Origin of the sequence: Clostridium sp. AN503 (assembly GCF_040719375.1) — a bacterium.
Taxonomy (GTDB): Bacteria; Bacillota; Clostridia; order Lachnospirales; family Lachnospiraceae; genus Brotaphodocola.
The window spans coordinates 1158145-1184779 of the sequence record NZ_JBFDTP010000002.1 but is presented as its reverse complement, the minus strand read 5'-3'; the positions used below and the strand labels follow the sequence as shown (position 1 = coordinate 1184779).

23 protein-coding genes are annotated in these 26635 nt (G+C 50.6%); 3 read left to right on the top strand and 20 right to left on the bottom strand.

Annotated features, from left to right (window positions below; all coding sequences use genetic code 11):
- Window positions 1-50: 50 nt before the first annotated feature.
- From AB1I67_RS12680 to AB1I67_RS12670, 3 genes are read right to left on the bottom strand one after another with little or no spacing between them, the layout of a single operon-like run.
- Window positions 51-2528, bottom strand: coding sequence for a response regulator (locus AB1I67_RS12680; RefSeq protein WP_367030233.1), 2478 nt, complete (start codon window positions 2526-2528; stop codon window positions 51-53).
- 16 nt (window positions 2529-2544) lie between these two features.
- Complete coding sequence (locus AB1I67_RS12675) at window positions 2545-3867, bottom strand: extracellular solute-binding protein (RefSeq protein WP_367030232.1); 1323 nt, start codon at window positions 3865-3867, stop codon at window positions 2545-2547.
- Between the two features lie 17 nt (window positions 3868-3884).
- Window positions 3885-4295, bottom strand: coding sequence for an ester cyclase (locus tag AB1I67_RS12670; RefSeq protein ID WP_367030231.1), 411 nt, complete (start codon window positions 4293-4295; stop codon window positions 3885-3887).
- Window positions 4296-4601: 306 nt separating this feature from the next.
- Here AB1I67_RS12670 and AB1I67_RS12665 point away from each other — a divergent pair, with 306 nt between their 5' ends.
- Window positions 4602-4775 (top strand): Arc family DNA-binding protein, encoded by a 174-nt coding sequence (locus AB1I67_RS12665; RefSeq protein ID WP_367030230.1) that lies wholly within the window; start codon window positions 4602-4604, stop codon window positions 4773-4775.
- 184 nt (window positions 4776-4959) lie between these two features.
- Here the strand turns inward: AB1I67_RS12665 and guaA are convergent, their stop codons facing one another.
- Window positions 4960-6504, bottom strand: coding sequence for a glutamine-hydrolyzing GMP synthase (guaA, locus tag AB1I67_RS12660; protein WP_367030229.1), 1545 nt, complete (start codon window positions 6502-6504; stop codon window positions 4960-4962).
- A gap of 275 nt (window positions 6505-6779) precedes the next feature.
- Here guaA and AB1I67_RS12655 point away from each other — a divergent pair, with 275 nt between their 5' ends.
- Complete coding sequence (locus tag AB1I67_RS12655; protein ID WP_367030228.1) at window positions 6780-7868, top strand: DUF4349 domain-containing protein; 1089 nt, start codon at window positions 6780-6782, stop codon at window positions 7866-7868.
- 130 nt (window positions 7869-7998) lie between these two features.
- Here the strand turns inward: AB1I67_RS12655 and ytvI are convergent, their stop codons facing one another.
- The 15 genes from ytvI to AB1I67_RS12580 form a co-directional block, all read right to left on the bottom strand.
- Complete coding sequence (gene ytvI, locus AB1I67_RS12650; protein WP_367030227.1) at window positions 7999-9162, bottom strand: sporulation integral membrane protein YtvI; 1164 nt, start codon at window positions 9160-9162, stop codon at window positions 7999-8001.
- A gap of 43 nt (window positions 9163-9205) precedes the next feature.
- Entirely contained in the window at window positions 9206-10267 is a 1062-nt protein-coding gene (gene hisC / locus AB1I67_RS12645; protein ID WP_367030226.1) for a histidinol-phosphate transaminase, read from the bottom strand.
- Between the two features lie 80 nt (window positions 10268-10347).
- Entirely contained in the window at window positions 10348-11544 is a 1197-nt protein-coding gene (locus AB1I67_RS12640) for a pyridoxal phosphate-dependent aminotransferase (protein ID WP_367030225.1), read from the bottom strand.
- Window positions 11545-11583: 39 nt separating this feature from the next.
- Window positions 11584-12873, bottom strand: a complete 1290-nt coding sequence (locus tag AB1I67_RS12635) for an O-antigen polymerase (protein ID WP_367030224.1) — start codon at window positions 12871-12873, stop codon at window positions 11584-11586.
- 109 nt (window positions 12874-12982) lie between these two features.
- The gene (ptsP, locus tag AB1I67_RS12630) at window positions 12983-14692 is read right to left on the bottom strand and encodes a phosphoenolpyruvate--protein phosphotransferase (protein ID WP_367030223.1); all 1710 of its coding nucleotides are present in this window, start codon (window positions 14690-14692) and stop codon (window positions 12983-12985) included.
- 132 nt (window positions 14693-14824) lie between these two features.
- The gene (locus AB1I67_RS12625; RefSeq protein WP_367030222.1) at window positions 14825-15100 is read right to left on the bottom strand and encodes an HPr family phosphocarrier protein; all 276 of its coding nucleotides are present in this window, start codon (window positions 15098-15100) and stop codon (window positions 14825-14827) included.
- A gap of 16 nt (window positions 15101-15116) precedes the next feature.
- Window positions 15117-16481 (bottom strand): CdaR family protein, encoded by a 1365-nt coding sequence (locus AB1I67_RS12620; RefSeq protein ID WP_367030221.1) that lies wholly within the window; start codon window positions 16479-16481, stop codon window positions 15117-15119.
- Window positions 16462-17355 carry a diadenylate cyclase CdaA gene (gene cdaA, locus AB1I67_RS12615; protein ID WP_367030220.1) on the bottom strand — a complete coding sequence of 298 codons (894 nt, stop codon included), beginning with the start codon at window positions 17353-17355 and terminating at the stop codon, window positions 16462-16464. The genes AB1I67_RS12620 and cdaA overlap by 20 nt, the downstream gene beginning before the upstream one ends.
- Before the next feature lie 21 nt (window positions 17356-17376).
- A complete protein-coding gene (locus tag AB1I67_RS12610) occupies window positions 17377-18327 on the bottom strand; it encodes an ABC transporter permease (RefSeq protein WP_367030219.1) in 951 nt (316 codons plus the stop codon).
- A complete protein-coding gene (locus AB1I67_RS12605) occupies window positions 18305-18751 on the bottom strand; it encodes a hypothetical protein (protein WP_367030218.1) in 447 nt (148 codons plus the stop codon). Before AB1I67_RS12605 ends, AB1I67_RS12610 begins: the two co-directional genes overlap by 23 nt.
- A gap of 61 nt (window positions 18752-18812) precedes the next feature.
- Window positions 18813-19652: a sugar phosphate isomerase/epimerase family protein gene (locus tag AB1I67_RS12600; RefSeq protein ID WP_367030217.1), complete on the bottom strand. Its 840-nt coding sequence runs from the start codon at window positions 19650-19652 to the stop codon at window positions 18813-18815.
- Between the two features lie 109 nt (window positions 19653-19761).
- Window positions 19762-21216 carry an IMP dehydrogenase gene (guaB, locus tag AB1I67_RS12595; protein WP_367030216.1) on the bottom strand — a complete coding sequence of 485 codons (1455 nt, stop codon included), beginning with the start codon at window positions 21214-21216 and terminating at the stop codon, window positions 19762-19764.
- Window positions 21217-21592: 376 nt separating this feature from the next.
- Complete coding sequence (locus AB1I67_RS12590; RefSeq protein ID WP_367030215.1) at window positions 21593-22087, bottom strand: DUF6106 family protein; 495 nt, start codon at window positions 22085-22087, stop codon at window positions 21593-21595.
- A 116-nt stretch (window positions 22088-22203) separates the two neighbouring features.
- The gene (gene groL / locus AB1I67_RS12585; RefSeq protein WP_367030214.1) at window positions 22204-23826 is read right to left on the bottom strand and encodes a chaperonin GroEL; all 1623 of its coding nucleotides are present in this window, start codon (window positions 23824-23826) and stop codon (window positions 22204-22206) included.
- Between the two features lie 70 nt (window positions 23827-23896).
- Window positions 23897-24181, bottom strand: a complete 285-nt coding sequence (locus AB1I67_RS12580) for a co-chaperone GroES (protein ID WP_367030213.1) — start codon at window positions 24179-24181, stop codon at window positions 23897-23899.
- Window positions 24182-24412: 231 nt separating this feature from the next.
- Here AB1I67_RS12580 and AB1I67_RS12575 point away from each other — a divergent pair, with 231 nt between their 5' ends.
- Entirely contained in the window at window positions 24413-25027 is a 615-nt protein-coding gene (locus AB1I67_RS12575) for a hypothetical protein (protein WP_367030212.1), read from the top strand.
- Between the two features lie 177 nt (window positions 25028-25204).
- Here AB1I67_RS12575 and AB1I67_RS12570 read toward each other — a convergent pair whose 3' ends face one another.
- Complete coding sequence (locus tag AB1I67_RS12570) at window positions 25205-26611, bottom strand: PLP-dependent aminotransferase family protein (RefSeq protein ID WP_367030211.1); 1407 nt, start codon at window positions 26609-26611, stop codon at window positions 25205-25207.
- Between the last annotated feature and the right edge of the window lie 24 nt (window positions 26612-26635).

Here is a 26635-nt window from a genome sequence, read left to right as displayed (position 1 = left end):
TTCTTATACTACTAATTATAAAACTTCCAATTTTACCTTCAGACTTTTCTCTACAGACAGCGGCGGATCTCTTCCAGCCAAACCTTTAAGTCTATGGGTTTTGTCAGATAACCTGACATCCCCGCGGCAGCCGCTTTCTGTTTGTCTTCTGCGTAGGCATTGGCGCTCATAGCAAATATTGGGATATCAGAATCCGGCCGTTCCATGGCGCGGATCTGCCGGGCCGCTTCATAGCCGTTCATGACCGGCATCTGGATGTCCATCAGGATCAGATCAAATTCCCCCTCCCGGCTATGCCTAAATGCCGCTGCACATTCTGCGCCGTTTTTCGTGCTGCTGACCAAGGCGCCTGTCTCTGTCAGGATACTCTGGATGATCTCCAGATTCATCTCATTGTCTTCCGCAATCAGGATCTTTTTTCCACCGAAATCATAGCTTCCCGGTTCCGTGAATTCTGGCCCGCTGACCGCATCCCGCGACGCCTGCAGGCAGCGTTTAAGCGAAGACCCGAACAACGGTTTTTGTACAAATGCGGTTATGCCGGACCTCACCGCCCTGAAACGGATATCGCTCCAGTCATAGTCTGCCAGGATCAATATTGTATCGTTTCCACATGCATCGCTTATGTATTTCACCTGGCTTATGAGTTCTGCTCCGTCATGTCCCAAAAATTCCCGGTCGATCAACACCGCCTGGTACCTGGCCTGGCCTGTTTTTTTGAGATACTGTATGGTCTCCTCTATATCGGCCGCCCAGTCGGCTTTCACTCCGTATTTCCCCAGCAGCCTTACCGTCTCATCCGCCTGGCTCTCATCTCCCCCTGCCAGAAGGACTGGTGAATAAAGCAACGGCGCTTCCATATTCCGCTCTTCACAAGCCTGGAAAGGCAGGATCACATGGAATACTGTCCCGTTCCCCTCCTCACTCTCAACAGTGATCTGACCTTCCATCAGATCCACGATCTGCCTGGTTATGGCCATGCCAAGCCCACTTCCTTCGATCTTGCTGACTTTACTGTCCTGTTCCCGCGCAAAAGCATGGAAGATCCGTCCCAAAAATTCCGGTTTCATGCCGATCCCATTGTCTGTAAATGAAAAATGAAACCATACCCGGCCCCCATCTCTTTTCTCAAGTTCTTCCACATCCACCGTGATCTCTCCGCCCTCAGGAGTGAATTTCACAGCGTTTGTAAGGATATTGATAAAGATCTGGGTAAGCCTCAGTTCATCGCCCAAAAACTGTTCATGCTCCATATGATGGAGGCGGACAGCGAAATGCTGGTTCTTGTTTCTGACCAGCGGATATATATTTGCTATGACATTTTCAAAAACATCTGCAAAAGAAAATCCCATATTCTTAAGCTCGATCTTTCCGCTTTCGATCATTGCCATATCCAGCAGATCATTGATCAGACCGAGAAGATGATTGCTGGAAAATGAGATCTTCTTCAGGCAATCCCGGACCGTATCCGGTTCATCTGCATGGGCGCCGGCGATTGACGTCATTCCTATAATGGCATTCATCGGGGTCCGCATATCATGGCTCATATTGGCAAGAAACGCTGACTTGGCCTGAGTCTCCCGCCTTCTGCCCTCCATTCTGAGGAACATGACGCAGACTGCCGCAATAAGAACCAAAAATACGATCATGGATGCAATACAGAGCATGATCAGATTCTGGGACAAAACTGCCGTTCTGGCCGTGATCACACCGGCAGGAACTGTGCTGACCACATACCATCCATTTATCCCCATCGGACGGTAATAAGCGTACTTCTCCACATTGAAATCACGGTATTCCGTCATTCCCTCTTTCTGATCTGCGATGTCATTTTTCATTGCATCCAGGCTGTAACCTGATGTAAAACTCACATTCTGCATACTTTGAAACAGATTATTGTACTCCATAGCTCTGGCATGCAGGACCAGATCGCCGTTCGTATTTATGATGTAGGTGTAGCCCTTTCCGCCAAAACTCTCCACCTGCACGTCTTCGCCAAGCTTCTCCGTACTTATCATCGCGACGAGCATCTGTTTCTGCCCTCCCAGGATCGGGACTCCCATGACAATACCGCCTGCCGCCCTGTCATAAAATATCTGACGTGTAATATCTGAAATATACGGCTCGTCATTGACCAGCGCCCTATAAAATGCCTGATCCTCCATGAGTTCCGGTTTCTGAAATGCAGTAGAATGGAGCAGCCCATCTTCCCCGGCTATTCCGATATACTCATACCCAAGCTGCCCGGACATTTCTCCAAGATACTGTACCCGCGCGTCCTCATCTTCCATCTCCGACACAGCAGATACTAAAATCTCAAGCTCCACTTGCTGCTCTGAAAGCATTTTTTCCATATAATTAGCAATGTAAACCGACACTTCCGAAAGCCGGACACGATTCTCTTCTTTTAGTGTCTGTTCAAAGTTGCGGATATATCCGAAAAAAAGCACACTAAAAACAATGATGATACCAAGCGATACCGCCAATATTTGTGAAAAATGTGTTTTGCTCCCGTGTGTTTTTTTCATATAACTGTTTCCTTCTTCAGTTCTGCCTGATTCCTGTCCGCCCCATCCTGAGTTCATCCATATCTCTCAGACATTGCTCCACCGTGTACCCGTCCCCGGACATACATTCAAGAATGCAGGACGCATCTGACTGCGAAAATCCCCTGATGCTCATCCAGGCTGTAGAATCATGATAATTTTTCTCGATCCAGCTTGCCGCCTCCACATACTGCGGCGTTGAAATACTTGCCATCTGCTTTTTAAAGACAGGAGCCGTATATATCCCCTCAAATGCTTTGTTATAGTTGTATGGATCGGCCATAAACGAGATCAGATCGAGCGCAGCGTCCACCTGTTTCCCTTTGCGGTTCACCAACAATAGTGCAAGATTCGGCCCTTCAAAAGTGCCCTCCTCCGGCACTCCCACAAATGCAGGCATAAGCCCGAAATCAGATGCATCTCCCCTGAAATCCGTATAGAGCCAGGTATCCCAGCACAGCATCATGCCGTACCTTCCACTCTCCATCGCATCATTCATACCCTCCCAGTCATTTTTCAGATAATCTCCCAGATATCCATTCTCAGCCATACTGCAATACCACTCCACAACGGTATGCATCTCCGGCAGATCTTCATAATGCAGATCCCCCTGATTGAGCGCTCCAAGAATCCCCTCTCCCTTTATAACCGTATCTAAGGGAAATTGGTAAAGCAGCATAGTAGGCGCCGCCCCTGGCAGGTACAGTGGTATGATCCCATTGTCCTTCATGATCCGACAGACCTGCTGAAATTCCTCCTGCGTTTCCGGCGGCGTAATTCCAAGCTTTTTAAAAATCTTCTTATTATACAGGGTACCGGAAACGGAAGCCTCCCAGTGGGGCAGTCCAATGACCTTTCCATGGTAAATAGCCTGATTGATCGATACATTTGTCAGATCATCTACCCAGTCTGCTTTACTAAAATCGTAGAAATTCTCATCCGGATCAAAAGCCTCAATATTGGTACCGCCGTAATACAGGAGCACATCCATACCGGAGCCGCCATCCTTAAGCGCATCAGCCACGCGGGCTTCTATCTCCTCCGGTGGAATCGCCATTGTCCGGACCGTATTCCCAGTAAGATCCTCATAGCGCTGGAATGCCCGTATCATATATCCCCGGGTTAAATCTGTCTCCCGACCCCAGACGGATATGGTTTTGCCAGTCACTTTTCCCCACTCATATAATGGCTCTTCTATCCCTACTGCCGGTCTGTTTTCCACAGTTTTCACTCTGGCACAGCCGGACAGGAGGGCCAGCAGCAAAACTGTCATCACGGCGCCAGCTATCGCCGCCGCTTTATATTTGGAACGCTTCTCCATTGGATATCCCTTCTGTGTTATACTGGTTTGATCAGGTTCTGCTCGTATAAAGTGTCAAATGTATTCACTGCACCACCGTGCTCGACAATCTTCCCATCCACCACCTTATCTATATCTACTCCTGTGAACGTCAATCTCCTGTGGGTCGGTTTTATCCCAATCCACTCTCCTTCATGTGTCCCTTCCATAATAAACTCAGATATCACATAATCTCCGTCAGTGTATTGACGGATAATCTTCATACTATAATCCGGGTAAGTCTTCTTTACGTCGGTCAGATGCTGCTTCATGCCGTCAAGACCTATGGGTATCACGTTTTCTCCGATCTTCAGGACACAGTCCTCAGAAATGTATAGGGGCAGTTCATCCAGGATGTTTTTTGAAACAAGCGTTTCGTAGAAGTACTTGATGATATCTGTCTTTTCCATGCTGATTCCTCCAGGGATTGAGATTCTGTCTATTAGTTTGATTATAGCACTTTAGCAGGAGGATGACAACTTTGAGGTTGACTGTACACAATTTTGGAGAAATGTGCGGAGAATGGGTGATTATTTTTCTTTTGCTTCGTCAGATATATTTAGCCGTGCTCTTTTAACAAATCATCGAGTTTAGGCATTTTATATGACCTGCCTCTTTTATCATTTTAAAATAATTCTATCATGTTGCGCCGTCATAATGCCGTCAATAGATATTTTGCCGTCATTTAAACATTATAATAAAGTCATTATGATTCTATGGAGGTATGGCATATACGGTCTGATTTATCGAAGTTTACATTAAGAATCGATGCTGAATTACTAAAGAAGTTTCGTTTTGTAGCTGATTATAATGCCCGGTCTGCCAACCGTGAAATCGAAGTCCTTATGAAAAACATGTGGATGAATTCGAAAAGAAATATGAGAAGATAATGTTTGAGTGATTGCTGAAAAATTTAGGAAAACTCTCAAAAACCTTATAAAAACAGAAAGTGGTGCTGGAACTAAAGCACCAACACCAACTTTGTCTACAGTCTAAAGCAGGTATCATGATACCTGCCCATATAAAGCAACCCCGGAAATGCCCATTCTATCAGCATTTCCAAGGTTCTGTCCGCTATTCAAACTCAATCGTCGCCGGCGGCTTCCCCGTAAAATCATACAGCACCCGATTCACATGCTGCACCTCATTCACGATCCGGCTGCTCACCTTCCCAAGCACTTCCCACGGGATCTCCGCGGCCTCAGCCGTCATAAAGTCGATGGTGTTCACCGCGCGCAGCGCCACAGCATAGTCATAGGTTCTCTCATCGCCCATAACCCCCACGGAACGCATGTTGGTCAAAGCTGCAAAATACTGGCCGATCTGCCGGTCCAGTCCGGCATTGGCGATCTCCTCACGGTAGATGGCATCTGCTTCCTGCACCATCTTGACCTTCTCCGCCGTCACTTCACCGATGATGCGGACGCCCAGCCCCGGACCAGGGAACGGCTGGCGGAATACCAGCTTCTCCGGGATACCTAATTCCAGACCGGCCTTGCGCACCTCATCCTTGAACAGGTCGCGCAGCGGCTCGATGATCTCCTTGAAATCCACATAATCCGGCAGGCCGCCTACGTTATGATGAGACTTGATCACAGCAGACTCGCCTCCCAGGCCGCTCTCCACCACGTCCGGGTAGATGGTTCCCTGAACCAGGAAATCCACCGTTCCGATCTTCTTTGCCTCTTCCTCAAAGACACGGATGAACTCTTCTCCGATGATCTTGCGCTTGCGCTCCGGCTCCTCCACGCCCTTCAGCTTTTCATAAAAACGCTCCTGAGCATTGACACGGATAAAATTCAAATCATAGGAACCGGCCGGTCCAAAGATCTCCTCTACCTCATCGCCTTCATCCTTACGCAGCAGGCCATGGTCCACAAACACACAGGTCAGCTGGTCTCCCACCGCCTTCGACATCATAACAGCCGCAACGGAAGAATCCACACCGCCGGATAATGCACAGAGCACCTTGCCGTCTCCGACCTTCTCCCGGATCGCCTGGATCGTGTTCTCCACAAATGCATCCATCTTCCAGTCGCCGGAGCATCCACAGACCTTGTAAACGAAATTGGACAGCATTTTCGTGCCCTCTGCCGTGTGCAGCACCTCCGGATGGAACTGGATGGCATACAGATTCTTCTCCGCCCACTGCATCGCCGCTGCCGGGCAGTCCGGGGTATGTGCCACGATCTCAAAACCCGGGGCAATCTTTTCAATATAGTCGTTATGGCTCATCCAGCAGATGGTCTTTTCAGACACATCGGAAAACAGGCTGCTGGAGCGGTCCACAGTTACCTCTATTTTACCATACTCACGAACAGGAGCCTTACAGACATGTCCACCCAGCACATGCATCATCAGCTGCGCGCCATAACACAAGCCCAGCACCGGGATACCCAGCTCGAACAGTTCCTTCTCACAAGTTGCCGCTCCCTCTTCATAACAACTGTTGGGGCCTCCGGTCAGAATGATACCCTTGGGATTCATCTCCTTAATCTTTTCAATATCTGTCTTATAAGAGTAAATTTCACAATACACGCTGCATTCCCGTACCCGGCGCGCCACAAGCTGGTTGTACTGCCCGCCAAAGTCAATTACGATGATCTTCTCTCTGTTCACGAGATCTCCTCCTGGTTCTTTTCTTAATGTATCAGGGGATATTATACCTAATTTGCTTTCACTATACAAGTGTCTGTACCAAAATTCCCCGGCTCCGAGCCTTCCAAAATTTTCGCATATATGCCAAAAATTCCATACAATCTGCCCTGAAAAATATTTTAATAAATTACCATAAATTCCCCGTCCTGATCCGTATCGTTTATAACAACAGATAAAAACACTGTACCAGAACTATCGGTTCACCTACAAGATTGAATTTTAAGGGAGGTAATCTTATGAAAAAACGTATTTGCACACTGCTCACTTCCGGTCTGATCCTGGCTGCCACAGCTGCTGCTCTATCAGCATGCGCGGCAGGAAGCCCCAAATCAGTTGCTAACGGAGCCATGGCTGAGACCACCGCAGCGGCCATGGAAGCCATGCCCGGAGAGGCTCCAGAATCCTACCGGTCTGCCCAGCAGGCTTCAGGAGCTGTCTACGGTGAAACAGAAGCGGCTGCATTCGATACCGCTGCGGAAGCCGGCGCCGGGGATGGAGGACTTACATCTGGCACAGCGATCCAACCAGTTAATTCTTCGAGGAAACTGATCCGAACCGTAAATTTAGATGTGGAAACCACAGAATTTGACTCCCTGTTAGCAACCCTTACCCAGACCGTTGCCTCCATGGGCGGTTACATCGAACAGTCTGATATTTCCGGCAACAGTATTTCAGACGCGCAGGGAAGCCGCCGCTATGCCTGGCTGACTGCCAGAGTACCCTCAAACAAGCTGGATTCCTTCGTATCCCAGGTAGATGAGAAGGGCAATATCACCAACAAATCTGAAAATACCCAGGATGTAACGCTTCAGTACTCTGATATCGAGAGCCGCAAAAAGACCCTGGCTGTGGAACAGGACCGGCTTTGGGACCTGCTTGCCAAAGCAGATTCCATGGACGCAGTCATCGCCCTGGAATCCCGCCTCTCTGAGATCCGCTACCAGTTGGAATCCATGGAGTCCCAGCTCCGCACCTTTGACAATCAGGTTGACTACAGCTCCGTTTATTTAAGCATCAACGAAGTCAAGGTATTTACCCCAACAGCACCTGATTCCGTCATGACCAGGATTCAAAAAGGCTTCAGCCGCAATTTGGAAGGCGTAGGCAACAGCGCAGTCAACTTCTTTGTATGGTTCGTATCCAGCCTGCCGGTCCTGTTGGTATTCGCAGTGATTGTTACAGCAGTCACCTTCCTGCTGCACCGGATTTCCCGCAAAGCCTTAAAAAAACGCGGCAAATCTGCTGTAAAACCGCAGCTTCCGCCTATGAAGGCCCAGACCAGCGCAGATAAAAAAGAGGATGCCCAGCAGCAGGACCAGCAATAAAATACAAAAGCCCTAAACAGCGCCCAGATTTTATACCTGTAAAAACCGCGATGATCAAACGGGCAAACGCCCAGATCATCGCGGTACTTTTTTATCAGTCTATACAACTCTCCTGTCACGCCATATCCTGTCACTCATCCGGTCCCTGTGTATCCTTCTGCTGATGGCTGTTATCCCCCAGCCGGAATTTCCTCACATCTGAGACCAACAGCTTCATGCTGTCAAGCATAGAATCAAACGCACCGTATTTATAAAGGTTCAGAACCAGGATCCCCAGCGGTACCGCCAGGATCATGCCGGAGATTCCGTGCAGCTTAAAGCCCAGATATAAAAACACCAAAGTCATAAGCGGCGGCAGACCCATGGAATCTCCAACGATCTTTGGCTGTATCACCTGCCGCACCACCTGGGTGAGTACGTACAGGAGCGCCAGGCCAGCCGCCAGCGCATAATCCGCCGACAAAAGCTTGACAACCGCCCATGGGATCAGGACGGTTCCTGTCCCAAACAGCGGCAGAAAATCCAGGATTGCCACAAGGATTGCCAGCAGGAATGCATAATCGATTCCAAGCACAAGAAACCCCGCCATCAGGATCGCTGCCACAACGAACATAATCTTAAACTGAGCTAGAAAATATCCGCCGATCAGACGTTTTACATCCCCTTTTAAGTTCCGGTAATACCGACCGCCATTCTGTGGAATATACCGTTTCCAGAATTCAATGATCTTATCCCGCTCTGCAATAAAGAAGTAGGACGAAAGGATCGTGACCACCACATTGACCAGCGCATTGGGAATTCCCTTCGCCACACTGCCCGCCACCTCCACTGTGGGGGAAGCGATCTTCTGGACCAGCACGCTGATAGTCTGGCCCACATTTCCCGCAAACTGCTGCCACGCCTGTTGTATATTGGCCGGCAGCATCCGGAAAACATCGTCGAAACGCAGGAATATGGCCTGAATCTCCACAGCCGCCCGGTCATACAGCTCCGGCAAGTCCTTCGCCAGCTCAAACGCCTGCCAGAACAGACGGGAGATCAAAAAATACCCCAGGCCGATGATCGCCGCAAGAACCACAACCACGATCATCACCGAGCTGTGCTTCCGCACGATCCGGACCCGGCTCTCCAGGAAACGGACCAGTGGATTGGCGATCATAGCGATCACCCACCCGATCACAAACGGCATGAAAAATCGAAGAAGCTTCGGCCCCAGCAGGCAGACCAACAGGATCTCTGCCAACGGAATCACAATATTCAGGATAATCCTCGCATATTTCTTTACGCTCTCCATCCACTCACCTGCTTTGCCTGTTGATTGTTTCCGGTTACTCCACTCAATATTTCGCCAGGTAATCCTCCAAAAATGCAAACAAGGTTTCCATCTCCTCCCTTGTGCCAATGGATATCCTCAAATAGTTGTCCAGCCTCGGCTGTTTAAAATAGCGCACGTAGATCTGCTCCGCCCGCAGCGCCTCAAAAATCTGCTCTGCAGGGACTCTTTCATGAGATGCAAAAATAAAGTTGGACATGGAGTCCGGAAAGGTAAAACCAAGCTCCTTAAGCCTCTCCTTTGACCACTCCCTGGTATTTATGATTTTCTTCAGGGTCTCCTTAAAATATGCATCGTCCTTTACCGCTTCTGTGCCTAAAACCAGCGACGGCAGGTTCATTGTATAGGAATTGTAGGAATATTTCACATCATTCAGCGCCTTGATCAGAGCCGGATGCCCGATGGCAAATCCGATCCTCATTCCCGCCATGGAGCGGGATTTGCTGAATGTCTGCACCACCAGCAGGTTCTCATATCGATCTAAAAGCTCCAGAGCGGACATTCCCCCAAAATCAATATATGCTTCATCCACGATCACTACCACATCCTGATTGTGGGAAATAATATCTTCCACCTGTGAAAGCGGCATTAAAAGACCTGTGGGCGCATTGGGATTTGGAAAAATAACTCCGCCATTTTCCTTATAATAATCCTCCGGACAAATGCAGAACGCCTCATCCAGCGCCGGAGTCTCATAGGGCACCTGGAAGAGATCTGCCCACACCTTATAAAAAGAGTAGCTCACATCCGGGAAAAGAACCGCCCTGGGGGAGTTAAAAAACGTCAGAAAGCTCATGGCGATCACATCATCGGAACCAACACCCACAAAAACCTGATCCTTCCCCACGCCATAATACTCCGCCAGGATATGCACCAGATCCGATGCAGCCGGGTCCGGATACTTGCGCAGACGGTCAAACTCCATCTCCCTGAGTGCGCGCTCCACACCTGGCGCCGGGGGATATGGATTCTCATTGGTATTCAGCTTCACCAGCCGGTCGCCCTTTGGCTGATCCCCCGGCACATATGGTACTACTTTCCTTATATTTGCTTCCCAGGCCCTCATGTCCCTGCCCTCCTGTACATTTTATCTGATCTCATGCTGTCTGGTCTCACGTGATCCTGCCCTGTCTTCCACAAGCCAGTCTACCTCAGCTCATACTCCTTCGCCAACGCCTTAAATGCAGGCAATGACCGCTCAATCTGCCCATAGGACACGCAGTAGGCGATCCGTACATAACCGGGACACGCAAAGGAACTGCCCGGCACCAGGAGCAGGTTGTGCTTCTGCGCCTGCGCGCAGAACTCTTTTTCATCTGCAACCGGGGACTTAACAAACAGGTAGAAAGCTCCCTCCGGCTTGATACAGGAAAACCCATATTCCCTTAAACTGTTGTAAAGCAGGTTCCGGTTCCGGTCGTAAGCCTCCAAGTCCACCGCTGCCCCCGCTTCAATACAGCGCTTGATGACCCGCTGCATCAGGGAAGGTGCATTGACACAGCCAATCACTCGGTTAGCAATGGTCGCTGCGGTAAATATGTCCGCGCTGTCCTTCAGTTCGTCCGGGATGACCAGATAACCGATCCGTTCCCCCGGAAGGGACAGGGACTTGCTGTAGCTGTAGCAGACCACCGTGTCAGCATAGTATTTTGTCACATAAGGAACCTCCACTCCGTCATAGGCCAGCTCCCGATAGGGTTCATCGGAGATCAGCAGGATCGTGGTCTTAAATTCCGCCTCCTTCGCCCTCAGGATATCCGCCATGCGTTTTAATGTGGCATCGGAGTACACCACGCCCGTGGGATTGTTGGGCGTATTGATGATGACCGCTTTGGTCCTTTCGGTAATCCTGGCGGAAAACGCCTCCAGATCCGGCTGGAAATCCACCGTATTCGGAGGAACAACCACCAGAGTCCCATCATAGTTGCGGACATAATTGCCATACTCCACAAAATAAGGGGCAAAGGTGATCACTTCATCCTCCGGATCAAGGATCGTCTTCAATATGACATTCAGTCCGCTTGCCGCTCCCACGGTCATAAGGATATTGTTAACGCCAAATGCAGTGCCGAATCTCTTGTTCAAGGACTGCGCGATGGTCTCCCGCACATCCTCATAACCGCAGTTGCTCATATATCCATGGACAAAGGTGGAATCTTCATCCCTTAAAGTATCCAGGATCGCCTGCTCCACCTCTGCCGGCGCAGGCACATTGGGATTGCCCAGGCTGAAATCATACACGTTTTCCGCGCCGTAGATGGCCGCCAGGCGCTTCCCCTCCTCGAACATCACGCGGATCACGGAATTGTTCTCTACCAGCGGTCTCATTTTTTCAGATATCATGTTTCTGTCCTCCTTGCAGGTCATAGTCTCTTGTGCCCGCTACCTTCGGTGGGCATTTATACTGTAATACACCGCCATCAGGCCGGTCAGGATCAGATAGAACCAGGTGGTGGTATTGGAAAACCAGGTCGTAAAAAACGACAGCATCAGATATGCTGCAATCTGCGCATAGAAAAGATAACCCAGAGGATTGCGCATCTCCCGCAGCTTCACCACCAGCAGGTACGCCACCAGCCCCAGCGCACAGGAAAACAGCAGTACACCGATCCAGCCAAAATCATAATAGGCATCATAAAACAACGTCAGGGTGGTCAGCTCTTTCTTGTCCACATAGATCGGGAAATTGATGAGCTGCGGGAAAAAGAACTTGAGGCCCGTCAGCGCCCACAGCGGGAACAGGCTTTTAAGACCAAGACTGTACTCCGGCAGCACCTCCACCATGCAGTTGAAATTGTCAAAGTTATTTGCAATATAGATATACGGCTGGCTGATAAAGATCGGCAGCTCTGCATTCTTCATCTCGAAAATCCCGTTTAAATATTCCACATCATGGCTCCGCGCCACGGTCAGGATCAGATATACCGGGATCAGGATCACAAAAAGTCCCAGCAGATACAATGGGTTAAACGTCTTTTGAAGGGAAATATAAGTAAATGCCGCCAGCATGACTGCAAACACAAACTGGAACCTGGAGACACAAAGGATCGGGATCAGCAGAGCGATCACCGTCATAACGATAGCCGCCAGCAGCTTCCGTTCACTTCCACGTCCCCGCGCCATATGAAAATACAGCACAGTCAAAGACGGAACTAAAACACAGGATACCGTAAAATAATGCACCCCCGTCAGATGAAACTCCGAATATGCATGAGGAACCCCTCTCATAAACAGCGGCACATATCCCAGCGCCACCGCCTCCAGGATGAAGCAGGCCACAGACACCACCGTGACTGCACAGATCATGTGAAAGACAGGGATCGGGTTACCGGAGAAGCTTCTCCATCTGCCGTAATTGTCATGACCAGAGCCATAGATCCGGGTGAGCACTTCAAATACCACCCAGAATCCCACATAAGCCAACGCCAGACATATCCAGGTTTTCAGCTCCCAGTCCCCCTGCAGGTGGCTCAGCTTCAAGCAGGCAATCCCCTGCCCGCCAACCCAGAACAGAGAAAACAGGGCCCTCAGATGTATCAGGTTCCTTGATTTCCGGTAATCAGAAATATACAGCCATAGCGCCGCCAATATCAGCGCAGCGCCGGACAGCAGATAATGCTCTCCTCCTGCCAGAAAATAACTTGCCGCATAACAGATCAAATAAACTACCATGTACTTCCCATCCTGTCTTTTGTTATATAGTTGTAACTGCGGGGATCCTGAACAGTTACATATAGTTTAGGAAATGGCTGCCGCTAATGGTAGCGGCAGCCAGATATCCTTATCCTGCAAATGATCTCATATAATCCTCTACCTCTTTCGTGGTAGCAAAACTCAGAGCCTTCTCAGCCACAGCCTGAAGCTCCTCAGTGCTGTAACCGGTGATCAGCTTCCTGGACTGAAGGATCGCGGAAGCGCTCATACTGAACTCGTTTAAACCGAAGGCAAGCAGCAGCGGGATCATCATCGGATCGCTTGCAGCCTCGCCGCACATGCCCACCATGATACCAGCTTCCCTTGCACAGGTGATGATCCGCTTGATGCTGCGGAGCACTGCCGGGTTGAACGTGGAGTACAGATAAGAAACCTTGTCATTGCCACGGTCCACAGACATGGTATACTGGGTCAAGTCGTTGGTACCGATACTGAAGAAGTCCACTTCTTTTGCAAAAATATCCGCGATCAAAGATGCAGCCGCAGTCTCCACCATGATACCTACCTGGATCTCTTTATTGTATGCAACGCCCTTTGCATCCAGCTCAGCCTTAAGCTCCTCGATCAGCGCTTTCGCCTCGCGGTACTCATCGATACAGGTGACGAGCGGGATCATGATCTTGATATTGCCAAAGGCGCTGGCACGGAGCAGTGCACGAAGCTGGGGCTTGTACACATCTTCCTTCCTGTCCAGGCAGAACCGGATAGCACGATAACCCAGGAATGGGTTTTCATCCTTCTTAAGGCCCATGTACGGAATCTCTTTGTCTCCGCCAATATCCAGGGTACGGATGATCACCGGTTTACCCTGCAATGCTTCCGCAACCTTTTTATATGCCTCAAACTGCTCGTCCTCTGTCGGCATGGATGTGCGGTCCATGAACAGGAACTCGGTACGGAACAGGCCTACGCCCTCGCCGTCATACTGGAGTACCTTTTCCACATCCTCCGGCTTGCCGATATTGGCAACCAGCTCAATGTGCACACCGTCCTTTGTCACGGTCGGCTTGCCGATATACTGCTCCAGCTCCTTTTTCTCCTTCAGGAACTTCTCACGCTTTTTTGTATACTCATCCACAACCGCCTGGTCCGGGTTCACGTAAACCACGCCCTCAGAACCGTCCAGGACCACCGTGTCGCCATCCTTTACCTGATTTAAGAAATCAGATACCGCCACCACTGCCGGAATCTCCAGGGCACGGGCCAGGATCGCACTGTGGGAGGTCTTGCCGCCAAGCTCCGTCACGATACCTGCCACATTGTCCGGATTGATCCCTGCAGTCATAGACGGGGTCAGATCCACCGCCACCAGGATGCTCCCTGCCGGCAGGGCAGATATATCTACTGAAGCAACACCCAGAAGCACCTTCTGCATACGTGTCTTGATATCACGCATATCCGTGGCTCTCTGCTGCATCAGCTCGTCATCCATAGACGCAAACATGTCCGCATACATGCAGCAGACCTGCTCGATCGCATATTCACTACAGATTCCTTCACCGGTAATGGTATTCTCGATCTCACCTGTCAGCATCGGGTCCATAAGGAGCATCAGATGTCCCTGCATGATCTCAGCTTCCTTCTCCCCTACCCTGGTTGCAAGATCAGCCGCAAGCGCCTCCGTATCCTTCATGGTCTGTTCAAGCGCCTCTTTAAAGCGCGCCACCTCCGCCGCCGCATCCGCAACAGCTTCCCGCTTGATCACTAATTCCGCTTCCTCTACAATCGCAACCTTCCCGATACCGATACCGGAAGAAGCACTGGTTCCCTTCAACATAACACGTCCTCCTTATTCATTATGGTGACTGCTCTGGACACTGTCCTGCTCAGTCCCTTTTTATGAAAAACTCTCCCGGCGCGCAAAACAAACTGCACCCCGTTTGATGCTTCATACAAACTTCAAAGGCTGCTACTCTCCCAGCCCACTCTCCACCAGGCGGATAACAGCGGCAAGCGCCTCTTCCTCGTCCGGTCCCTCACAGATAAACTCTATCTCATCCCCACATTTGACACAGGCTCCCAGCACACTCAAAACACTTTTCGCATTGGTGGTGGCAGGACCCGACCGTCCTGTGGATATGAATTTGACAGACGACTGGTATTTTATCGCCTCGTTGCACAGAAGGCCCGTGGGCCGCAGGTGCAGCCCCGATACATTCCCTACTATCACTTTTTTGCTGACCACATTATCCCTCTTTCCATCACCCGGCGGCTGTCCCGGTCCCCTCTGCAGGAACCGTAGTCTCCGCCTCTGTTGTTTCTTCTTCAGAGCTTTCTAACGTTCCGGCTTCCGTGCTGTCCGGCGCAGCCGTACTGCTGCTGTCCGCCGCACCTGCCACCGGCGTCACCTCAACCTTGAAATCCGAATAGGTGACTACTCTGAACATATCACTGTCTGCAAACAGCAGGGCGCCCGGATGGCTTCCCTCCTGCAGTCCTGCCAGATCGACTACTGCTCCTAAATCCGTTACGCGCAGACTCTCCAGTTCTTCTTCAAGCCCCTGAACGGTCACGTCTACCCGGTTCGGTGCCAAACGGTAACGCAGCTCCTCTGACCCGTTTTCTCTCCTGATCTCCCCGTCTGTAAGAGTAATGGTACGGTTCACCAGCTTTTCCACCTTCAGGCGGATCTCCACCTGCGGATTCTCAGACTCGGCAAGCTCCACGCCTTCCGGCAGATACTTCCTCAAATCTACTGCTACAACCTTATCTTTCGACAATCCATTGATGTTCAGCTCCGATGACGGAATCGTAATCTTGTTGATGGAAGCCAGGCTGCTCTTGAGTCCGCTCACGGAAATATTCCTGACCGCGCACTCCACGCCGGTAAACTGATATCCCGGCATCACAGTCCCTGACACCTCAAAATCCAGAGCCAGGGTCTTGACCTTATTGACCACAACCTTGTACTGGATCTCCGATGTATTGACCTTTATCTTGTCACTGACCGACAGTTCATTGCCGTTGGCGTCATAGAAAATCGGCTTCACTACGCCCTCATCATTCCCTGACAGTCCGTTTAAGTCAATCTCCACTCCTGCATAGCTGATCAGGCCAACCTTGGATACCGGCCCTTCCACCTCCACATAAGACGGTGAAAGAGTGATTCCATTCGCAGCATAGCCCTCTTCCGGCTCTCCGATCGCAGCAACATCCAGCTCAAACTGCTTCTTCTGAAGATCCTCTGTCTCAATCCTGACAACTCCCGGCTTCGCCTCCGCATTGGAGATCAGCTGCTTGTTGTTCAGAACCTCCACCTTCACCTGTACGGAACCTGTCACATCATAAAGCTCCGCCAGATCGATATAAGCCCGGAAATCTGAAGCGCTGACCTTATATTCATCCCTTGTCCTTGCGTCAAAATATACGGTGACCGTACTTTTGCCGCTGATTTCATAGGTCTTGCCTGCGGCTGCCAGTACCTGCTCGTTCTCAATCTCCAGCGTCACATCCCTGCTGCGGCGCACTTCGGGATTGGAAACATTCACCACAACCAGCCAGACAAAAAATGCCAAAAAGATAGAAAGAAGCTTCAGAGCCAGATTATTAATCAGTTTTTCTTTCATTCTTCCGTTTTCCCTTCCAAATCCTGAACCGGTTGTTCCCGGTGCTTTCCTGCTCCTCCATCCTCGCAAGGGCCGTTCTTAGACTCTCCGCGTCGCTGACCCTGCGGAGACTTCCGTTCTCCACAAGAGATACCCGCCCGGTCTCCTCCGAAACGACAATGGTAATGCTGTCCGTCACTTCACTGATGCCCACAGCCGCCCGGTGCCGGGTGCCAAGATCCTTGCTGATCATCATACTGTCCGAAAGCGGCAGATAACAGGTTGCCGCCGTCACACGGTTACCCCGGATAATGACCGCCCCGTCATGAAGCGGCGTATTGTGTTCAAAAATATTGATCAGAAGCTGGCTGCTGACCAGACCGTTGATCTCGATCCCGGTCCGCTCAATCTCCCTCAAAGAGACATTGCGCTCAATAACGATCAGCGCGCCGGTCTTCACCTTCGCCATCTCAAATGTTGCCTTGACGATCTCATTGACCGTCCTCTCAGAAAATCCCTGATTCTCCTTACCGTCGTCAAAAGAAAGCAGATCTGATATCAAATTCTTGCTTCCCAGCTGCTCAAGCGCCTTCCGAAGCTCCGGCTGGAAGATGATCACCACTGCGGTCACCGCGATCGCGCCCGTCTTTTCCAGAATCCACAGGATCGTATCAAAATGGAAGAACGCCGCCAGGATCGCAAACAGCAGGATCATGGCAATACCTCTCAGCAGATACCACGCCCGCGTACTCTTGATCCAAAGCAGGGCATAATACACCAGGACCGCGATGATGACTATCTCTATAAAGTTGGCAACTGAAATCCGCGGCAAAAATGAGAGCCAGGAACGTACTCCCTGAAAAACCGTCCCCAGATCCTGGATGATGCCTGCCATAGATGCTCCTCTCTTTCTGTCTTATTCCCTCATACGGCGCGCTTTTCCTGGATTGTTGATCCGCTGTACGCGCACATCCGGCTTGGATACCGCAACCTTCGGCACCGCCTTCACATAATAAACATAATCATCGTCCTCAAACTGGGTATACTCCGTCCTGGAGTAATCCACCGCGAAGACAAAGAAATGATAAAGTCCCGCCAATACCAGTGCGATCACTGCGCCCACCACAAGCTCCCCGATCGGTATGGAAACGTCAAACAGGTAGTCTCCCACAAACACGGCTGCCAGCTGTACAATGGTCCCCAGGATGATCGCCAGGATCCAGGCATAGTCTATGGAAAGGGTCTTTAACAGATAAACCACGAGGATCCCCACCATACACATGCAGATCATCACAAGCATGAACTTATTGGACACCAGCGCCTTGATGATCAGTACGAACTTCTGCGTGATGTCCACACTGGCATCGTTGGTCAGGACACCGGCATTCTGTTTTACATACATCAGTACATAGTAGATCACCACGCCGCAGCTCACCGGGATCACCGTCACAAGGCTCCCGGAAAGTCCGGCCAGAAGCGGGACTGCAAATGGGATCTTTAAAATGAACGCCACCGGCGTAAGCACCAGCCAATAGCTGTCGCCCGGCTGGAACCCATAATACAAAAGCGCCACAATGATCAGAAATACCGCAGTGATCAAGGCGATCTCAAACGAAACTGTATAGATGTGCATCAGCATTATGGCTGCCAGCAAAAACGCAATCGCCCCGGATGGCAAAAATGCACATACCAGTGCCAATACCAGAGGCACAAAGGGATTCTTGAGCTTTGTCATAAACCCGATATTCTGGTTCAGCATCAGGATCGCCATAAGGCTGTAGCCAAACTTGATGACGCCGTTTGTAAATGCCCCATACTTTCCGTAAAATGATCTCAGCCGTTCTTTAAGTACGAGAAACATCATCATAGCGGCTGCCCTCCTTCGTCAATTCTTTGGTCCGGCTCTGGAACTCATATCGCTTCTCCAGCCGTTTCAGCTTTGCCACGTAGACCTTCATGCCCCGTCTGGCGTATTCATAACGTCTTCTGTATACAAAAAAAGTTATGACCAGATAGACAATCAGCCCCGCCACATAAAACATCGCCGCAGCCGTTGCCATTTTGATCACTTCATCTAGATTCATGGCGTTCAAAAGCCGTTCAATGCTGTAAAGCACCCAGACTAACACGCACAGAATATAGCACAGGGTATAGGAAAAGAAAGACCGCAGCATGCGGCTGCTGATATAGTCGCTTTTGAAATAACGGTTCGCAGGGAAGATCGCTTTCCCTTCCTTCTTTTCAAATAAGGCGATTCCGGTCATTAATTTAATCTTGTCTTCGTTCAGCATAAGCCCTTCCTCATCATCCTAAAGCATACCCGTTTAGTATACCATAATTATCTCTTTGACGCTATACTTCCTCATATATTTTTTGCAGATATGCAATATCACTGTGGTATCGGCTCCTGTTGGAGTTTTCAAGCAGCATGGTAATATATGGCTTCTCTTTTTTAATCCATTGGAGAAGCGGCTCATAGTGGAACAGGCCGTCCCCAACATGTTCAAACTGAGGCTCCCCGCCTTCCATGCGGAAGTCCTTGATATGCACCATGGAGATCCGGTCACCATACAGCTCAAATGCACGGGCGATGACCGCATCCTGATCCTGATAATTCTCTGCACTGATCAGGTTCACCGGGTCCAGGATCGCCTCCACATTCGGAGAATCCATGTCATCCAGAAAACGCCGCATCATCTCCGGGCTGTAGAGGGTATGGTCATGCACAGCTTCCACACCTACTATCATGCCCAGCTTTTCCGCCGCATCCACGATCTCCCGCATGCTTTTCAGCAAAAGCTGGTAACACTCCTCTGTGTAGGTCTCCGGCACAACCTTAAAATCTCCGCTGTATCTTCCGGTCTCCGTCCCGACCATATCGGCGCCAATGATCCTGGCATATTTCAGATGCTCGATGAACTTTGCCACGGACGCTTTTCTTCTGTCCTCATCCGGATCCGTCGGATTGATATAACACCCAAGGATCGCCACATGGATATCACGCGCTTTCAGCTTGTCCGCGATCATGTGAGCCAGTCCCGGGCTGTAATGTCCCGCAGAAAAATCATAACCTTCAATAGACTTGCCAAAAGCGAGCTGGATCTGGCGGATCCCATTCTCCTTTACCGTATCAAACACAGTATCCATATCTGCTTTTTTACACAGATCGTGGCAGCGCATTCCGTAATTCATATCCTGTCTCCTTTTTCCCGTACCTGTTTTATCTCATCAAAAATACCACACCGGCTGTTTTCAGTATAACACAAAAGTGCCGCCGTGTAAAACACGGCAGCACCCTAAATCATTCATCAACGCTATAGTTTGGAGCCTCTTTTGTAATATGGATATCATGCGGATGGCTTTCTTTCAGGGATGCAGCGGAAATCTTCACAAAACGTCCGGTCTCCTGAAGGGTCGGGATATCTCCCGCTCCACAGTAACCCATACCGGAACGCAGGCCGCCCAGCATTTGGAACACCGTGTCCTCTACCAGCCCCTTATATGCAACGCGTCCTTCCACGCCCTCCGGCACCAGCTTCTTGGCGTCGGACTGGAAGTAACGGTCCTTGCTGCCGTTCTCCATAGCCGCGATGGAACCCATGCCGCGATATACTTTATATTTTCTTCCCTGATACAGCTCGAAGGTACCCGGACTTTCGTCGCATCCGGCAAACAGACTACCCATCATGCAGACATTGCCGCCCGCTGCGATGGCCTTGGTGATATCTCCGGAATACTTGATACCGCCGTCTGCGATGATCGGAATACCATACTCCTTCGCCACTGCATAGCAGTCCATCACTGCGGTGATCTGCGGAACGCCGATCCCTGCAACGACACGGGTAGTACAGATAGAACCAGGCCCGATACCTACCTTGACCGCATCCACACCAGCTTCGATCAGAGCTTTCGTCGCCTCACCTGTAGCCACATTGCCTGCAACCACCTGAAGCTCCGGATACTTCTCTTTGATCATCCGCACACAGCGCAGTACATTCTCAGAATGTCCATGAGCAGAATCCAGGACCACCACGTCCACCTTGGCGTCCACCAGCGCCCCTACACGGTCCAGCACATTGGCTGTGATGCCCACTGCCGCGCCGCACAAAAGCCGCCCCTGCTCGTCCTTGGCGGACAGCGGGTACTTGATCTGCTTCTCAATATCCTTGATGGTGATAAGTCCCTTTAAGTTGAAATCGTCGTCCACGATCGGAAGCTTCTCCACTCTCGCCTTCGCAAGGATCTGTTTGGCTTCCTTTAAGGTAATGCCCTCCCTGGCTGTCACCAGGTTTTTGGAGGTCATGCACTCCTTGATCTTCTTGCTGAAATCTTCCTCAAACTTCAGATCGCGGTTGGTAATGATACCTACCAGCTTGCGCCCCTCAGTGATCGGAACGCCGGAAATACGGAACTTTGCCATAAGCTCGTCCGCATCCTTAAGCGTATGCTCCGGAGACAGGAAAAATGGGTCCGTAATGACGCCATTCTCAGAACGTTTTACCTTATCAACTTCCTCTGCCTGTGCCTCGATCGACATATTTTTATGAATAATACCGATCCCGCCCTGACGCGCCATGGCAATCGCCATGCGATGCTCCGTAACCGTATCCATGCCTGCACTCATAAGCGGAATGTTCAGTTTAATCTTCTTGGTCAAATACGTGGTCAGATCTACCTGATTCGGAATAATCTGAGAATAAGCCGGCACGAGAAGTACGTCATCAAATGTAATGCCGTCGCCAATAATTGTACCCATTAAATTCTTCCTCTCTTTCTTTTGTTTTACCTCCCGGAATAAATCCTGCGGCAGTTATTAGTTACATAGTGTAGCAAATTTCTGTCCGCTTGTCAAACACAATCTGCGGGATTTTCGGCATTTTGCGGAGGCGCCCGGCTGGTAATTGAGCGGCACGGCTTTGTTCCGGTTTCGACCATAAGAAGGTGTAAGCATCCGGGATTTTCTTAAAAGCCTGACAGGGAAAGGGGCAACTCGCTTACGCTCAGACAACCCCTTTCCCTGCCAGAACAGAAAATCCCGGATGCTAACGCCTTCTAATGGTCTGCAAAGTCACAAAGCCGTGCCGCTCAATTACCAGCCGGGCGCCTCCGCAAAATGCCGAAAGCCAGGTTTTCTATACCACTACTTTACGTGGGGAACATTGCCTCATGCAGGTCAGCATCTTCTCGCCCGGCTCAAGCAAGACCTTTGTCTGCTCGCCTTTTGTCTGCACGATCATCGCATACATTTTCGCATGCTCCATATGCGAAGAGAAGTCTATGGTATTCTTCACATTCCTATAATCATTCAACACATAAGAATCTGCCGGAGCCACGATCTGGATCTCCTCCATCTTGCACTCAAAGGCCTTCTTCCTTTTCGACCTTCCCAAAATCTTGTCCACCGACAATTCTCCGCCCACAAACAGATACTCAAACTCCACATGGGTGTTCCGGTAAGACAGATATGTAACAAATCCCGCTAAAAACATCAGGATCACCGCCAGCACCCCGGTGGTCATGGCAAGCACAACCGTCACCGCGGTCACTGCTCCCAACACGCCGGTCAGCGCGTAGGCATAAGCCGGAGTCCTTCGTTTAATCAACTGCTCAGCATAATTTTCGTTCATGGGGTTAAAAAACTCCTTTCATTTTATACAGCGACAGGACGCAGGGCAAAACCCGGTTTCATCCGGTTTTCCCCTGCGTCCCGATCATATACTCAGGACTCTGTCTCTGATTAACTTTACATCATCCCGCCCATGCCGCCGCCAGCCGGCATAGCCGGTACATCTTCCTTGATGTTGGCTACGACAGACTCTGTGGTCAGCAGGGTGGAAGCAACGCTGGTAGCGTTCTGCAGAGCGCTTCTGGTAACCTTTGCCGGATCCAGGATGCCTGCCTTGATCATATCCACATACTCTTCTTTATAAGCGTCAAAACCGGTACCTACCGCAGATTCTTTCACCTTATTGATGATAACAGAGCCTTCCAGTCCCGCATTGGCAACAATGTGGAACAGCGGAGCCTCCAGCGCTTTTAAGATGATCTTGCCGCCGGTCTTCTCGTCACCCTCTAAAGCATCCACAACCGGCTTGATCTGGGTGGTTGCATGCACATATGCAGAACCGCCGCCTGCGATGATGCCTTCCTCAACCGCTGCTCTCGCTGCGGACAGAGCATCCTCCATACGCAGTTTTGCTTCCTTCATCTCAGTCTCAGTTGCAGCGCCCACACGGATCACTGCTACGCCGCCTGCCAGCTTGGCAAGACGCTCCTGAAGCTTCTCTTTATCAAACTCGGAAGTGGTCTCCTCGATCTGTGCGCGGATCTGTGCAACGCGCGCGCTGATCTCTTTCTTGTCGCCGCAGCCGTCCACGATGATGGTGTTCTCTTTCTGAACCTTAACGGATTTGGCGCGTCCAAGCTGATCCATGGTGGTCTCTTTTAAATCCAGGCCCAGCTCCTCGGAGATCACGGTACCTCCGGTCAGGATCGCGATATCTTTGAGCATCTCTTTTCTTCTGTCGCCGTAGCCAGGAGCCTTTACGCCCACAACGGTGAAGGTGCCTCTTAACTTGTTCACGATCAGGGTGGTCAGCGCCTCGCCCTCAATATCCTCTGCGATGATCAGAAGCTTCGCTCCGGACTGTACGATCTTCTCCAGAACCGGCAGGATCTCCTGGATGTTGGAAATCTTCTTGTCGGTGATCAGGATATACGGATCGTCCAGGTTCGCTTCCATCTTATCCATATCGGTGCACATATAAGCAGATACATAGCCGCGGTCAAACTGCATGCCTTCCACCAGATCCAGCTCGGTCTTCATGGTCTTGGACTCCTCGATGGTGATAACTCCGTCGTTGGAAACCTTCTCCATAGCCTCTGCTACCATCTCGCCAACCTCATCATCTGCTGCGGAAATGGCTGCTACTCTTGCAATACTGTCCCTGCCTTCGATCGGCTGGCTCATCTTGGCAAGCGCCTCAACTGCTGCATCCGTCGCTTTTCTCATACCTTTTCTCAGAACGATCGGGTTAGCTCCTGCCGCCAGGTTCTTCATCCCCTCGTTGATCATTGCCTGAGCCAGGACCGTAGCGGTGGTAGTACCGTCACCGGCTACATCGTTGGTCTTGGTAGCGACCTCTTTTACAAGCTGTGCGCCCATGTTCTCAAACGCATCCTCCAGCTCGATCTCTTTTGCGATGGTCACGCCGTCGTTGGTGATCAGCGGAGCGCCGAAGGACTTATCCAGTACAACGTTCCTTCCTTTCGGTCCAAGGGTCACACGGACTGTGTCCGCAAGCTGGTTAACACCTGCCTCCAGGGCTTTTCTGGCGTCTACGCCATGTTTGATCTGCTTTGCCATAGTTCATTCCTCCAAATATTATAAATAGTCAATGATTGAATCTTCCACAAATAAATCCGCTTTGATCGTCTTACTCGATAACCGCCAGGATATCGTTCTGTTTCACAACTACAAGCTTCTCATCTTCCACTTCCACTTCGGTTCCGGAATACTTGGAATAGATCACCTTGTCTCCGACCTTGACCTGCATGGTCACTTCCTTGCCGTCAACCACACCGCCCGGGCCTACTGCAATGACTTCAGCCTGCTGTGGTTTCTCCTTTGCCTGCCCCGGTAATACAATACCGGATTTTGTAGTCTCCTCTGCAACCAGCTGCTTTAATACAACGCGGTCAAATAATGGTACTAATTTCATGGATGATTCCTCCTTATTCTAAATGCTTTTTTTCAATCACGGGACTGAAAAAATATCCCTTTTTGATTCACAATACAATTTATACCACGCATTGTTAGCACTGTCAATAGTTGAGTGCTAATTTTATAAATTTTTTACAGTTGTCCCCTTTCTTTTTTCCCACATTCGTATTACAATATTCATTAAGATTGGTTGGCAGTACGAAAACCGCCGACAGAAAGGAGTGCAGGTATGGCAAAAAAAGGATTGGGAAAGATTGTTGCACTGGCTGCCGTCGCTGGTGCGGCTGTTGCGGGGATATCCTATCTGAAGAAATATCAGTCCTTTAACAAGGAACTGGATGAGGATTTCCATGATTTTGAAGATGAGGAGGAGGACGGCCCGGTTCCGGACAGCACCATGAACCGTAACTACGTTTCCCTTCATGCTGATAAGGATGAGCTTCTCGTCGCTGCCGGGGACATGCTGAACGCGGCAAAGGATGTGGCTGGAGCTGCCAAAAACGTTGTTAAGGATGCTGCTGCGATCGTAGCTGACAGTACCCGGGAGGCTGTTACCGCAGTCTCAGATACTGCTGCTGCCGCAAAGGTTTCCTTCACCGAGGACTCGGACGATTTTGAGGATATGGCGGAAGACATTGTAGAAAGCGTCTCGGATCTTGTGGAGGATGCCGTTGATAAAGCTGCCGACGCCGCAAAGGATGCTATGGAACAAACGGCCGGCGCTGCAAAAAACATTGCCGAAAAAGCTGCCGATACTGCAAAAGATGCCGCTGAAAAGACCGCTGATAAAGCTGCCGACGCAGTGACCACCATCATTGTAGATACCGAGGATATTCCGTCCTGATCAAGGATAAAAGACATGACAACATGTGAAAGGGCTGTCAGGGGCTGCACAGACGATCTCCCTCTAAAAAAGACCGGAAACTATCCGGTCTTTTTTACGTGCTCTGCATCATTCATTTACTGAAGCACACCGCTTCCATTATGACGCATACTCCCGCTGGGACGGCCCGTTTCACACTCAGCCGTGACGCCTCCAGCAGGCCAAAAGCGCCTCTGCACCGCGCGTGATCTGCGCTCCGCTCAAACTGGCATATCCCAGCACCACGGTGGAAGGTCTGTGATCATGCTCCTGATGGATATAATATCCACTGAGCCCATATACCCTGACGCCTGCTGATTCTGCCTGACGGATAAGCTCCTCCTCCGCAATCTCATATTTCGCCGTCAGCAGGATATGGATCCCGGCAAATTCCCCCCGTATCTCAAAATCCTGCTCAAGCGGACGGATCGCCGCCAGCAGCATATCATGCTTTGCCCTGTAAATGGCGCGCATCCGGTTCAAATGCCTTTCAAAATGCCCCAGTGACAGGAACTGGTACAAAATATTCTGGTCGATCCGGGAAACAGTGGAAGCATAGAACCCTGCCTGCTTCCGGTAACGTTTTAAAAGCTCCATGGGCAGCACCAGATAGCTGACACGGATAGCAGGCGCAATGCATTTGGAAAACGTCCCCAGATAGATCACCCTGCCGGTACGGTCCATCCCCTGAAGCGCGGGGATTGGTTTTCCTTTGTAACGGAACTCACTGTCATAATCGTCCTCGATCAGATACCGGTCCTCCCCGGCCGCCGCCCATTTGAGCAGCTCCTGCCTGCGTCCCACGGGCATAACGACCCCGGTGGGAAACTGATGGGAGGGCATCACATACGCCACATCCGCGCCGCTGCGCTCCAGGAGCTCCGGATCCATCCCGGAGTTGTCCATCTCCACCGGGCACACCGAATAGCCCAGGCTGCAGAATACCCGGTACGCCTGCTTATAGGTCGGGTTTTCCATGGCGATCTTTTTTTCCCGGCCCAATATCTGGGACAGAAGCATGAGAAGGTACTCACTTCCCGCTCCTACTATGATCTGCTCTGCACTGCAGCTGACTCCACGGGCAGAATGCAGGTAGCTGCGGATCGCCTCCCGAAATCCAGGCTCTCCCTGATGGTTTCCGGAATGGAACATTTCCCTGTTGTCATCCACCAGGGTGTTCCGGCTCAGTTTTCTCCAGGTATTGTAGGGAAAGCTCTCCAGATCGATACCCCGGGGGGAAAAGTCAACCAGACAGTCCGGACGGACAGGCTCGCTGGTCTCCATCGCAGCCTCCTTCTCCGGCCCTGCTTCTACCAGTTCCTCCATCCTGGCTACAAAATATCCCCGGCAGGGACGGGACTCAATATATCCCTCTGCGAGAAGCTGGTCGTATGCCATCTGGGTCGTACTCCGGCTGACCTTCAAATGGTCCGCCAGCACCCTGGTGGAAGGCAGCCTGTCCTCTGTCCTCAAGCTCCCGCAGCGGATCTCCCTGCGGATATAGGCATAAATCTGTTCATACAGCGGTTTTTTCGACTGGATATCCAGCGGGATCAGCAATTCCATATCGCACCTCCTAAAAAACAGGGA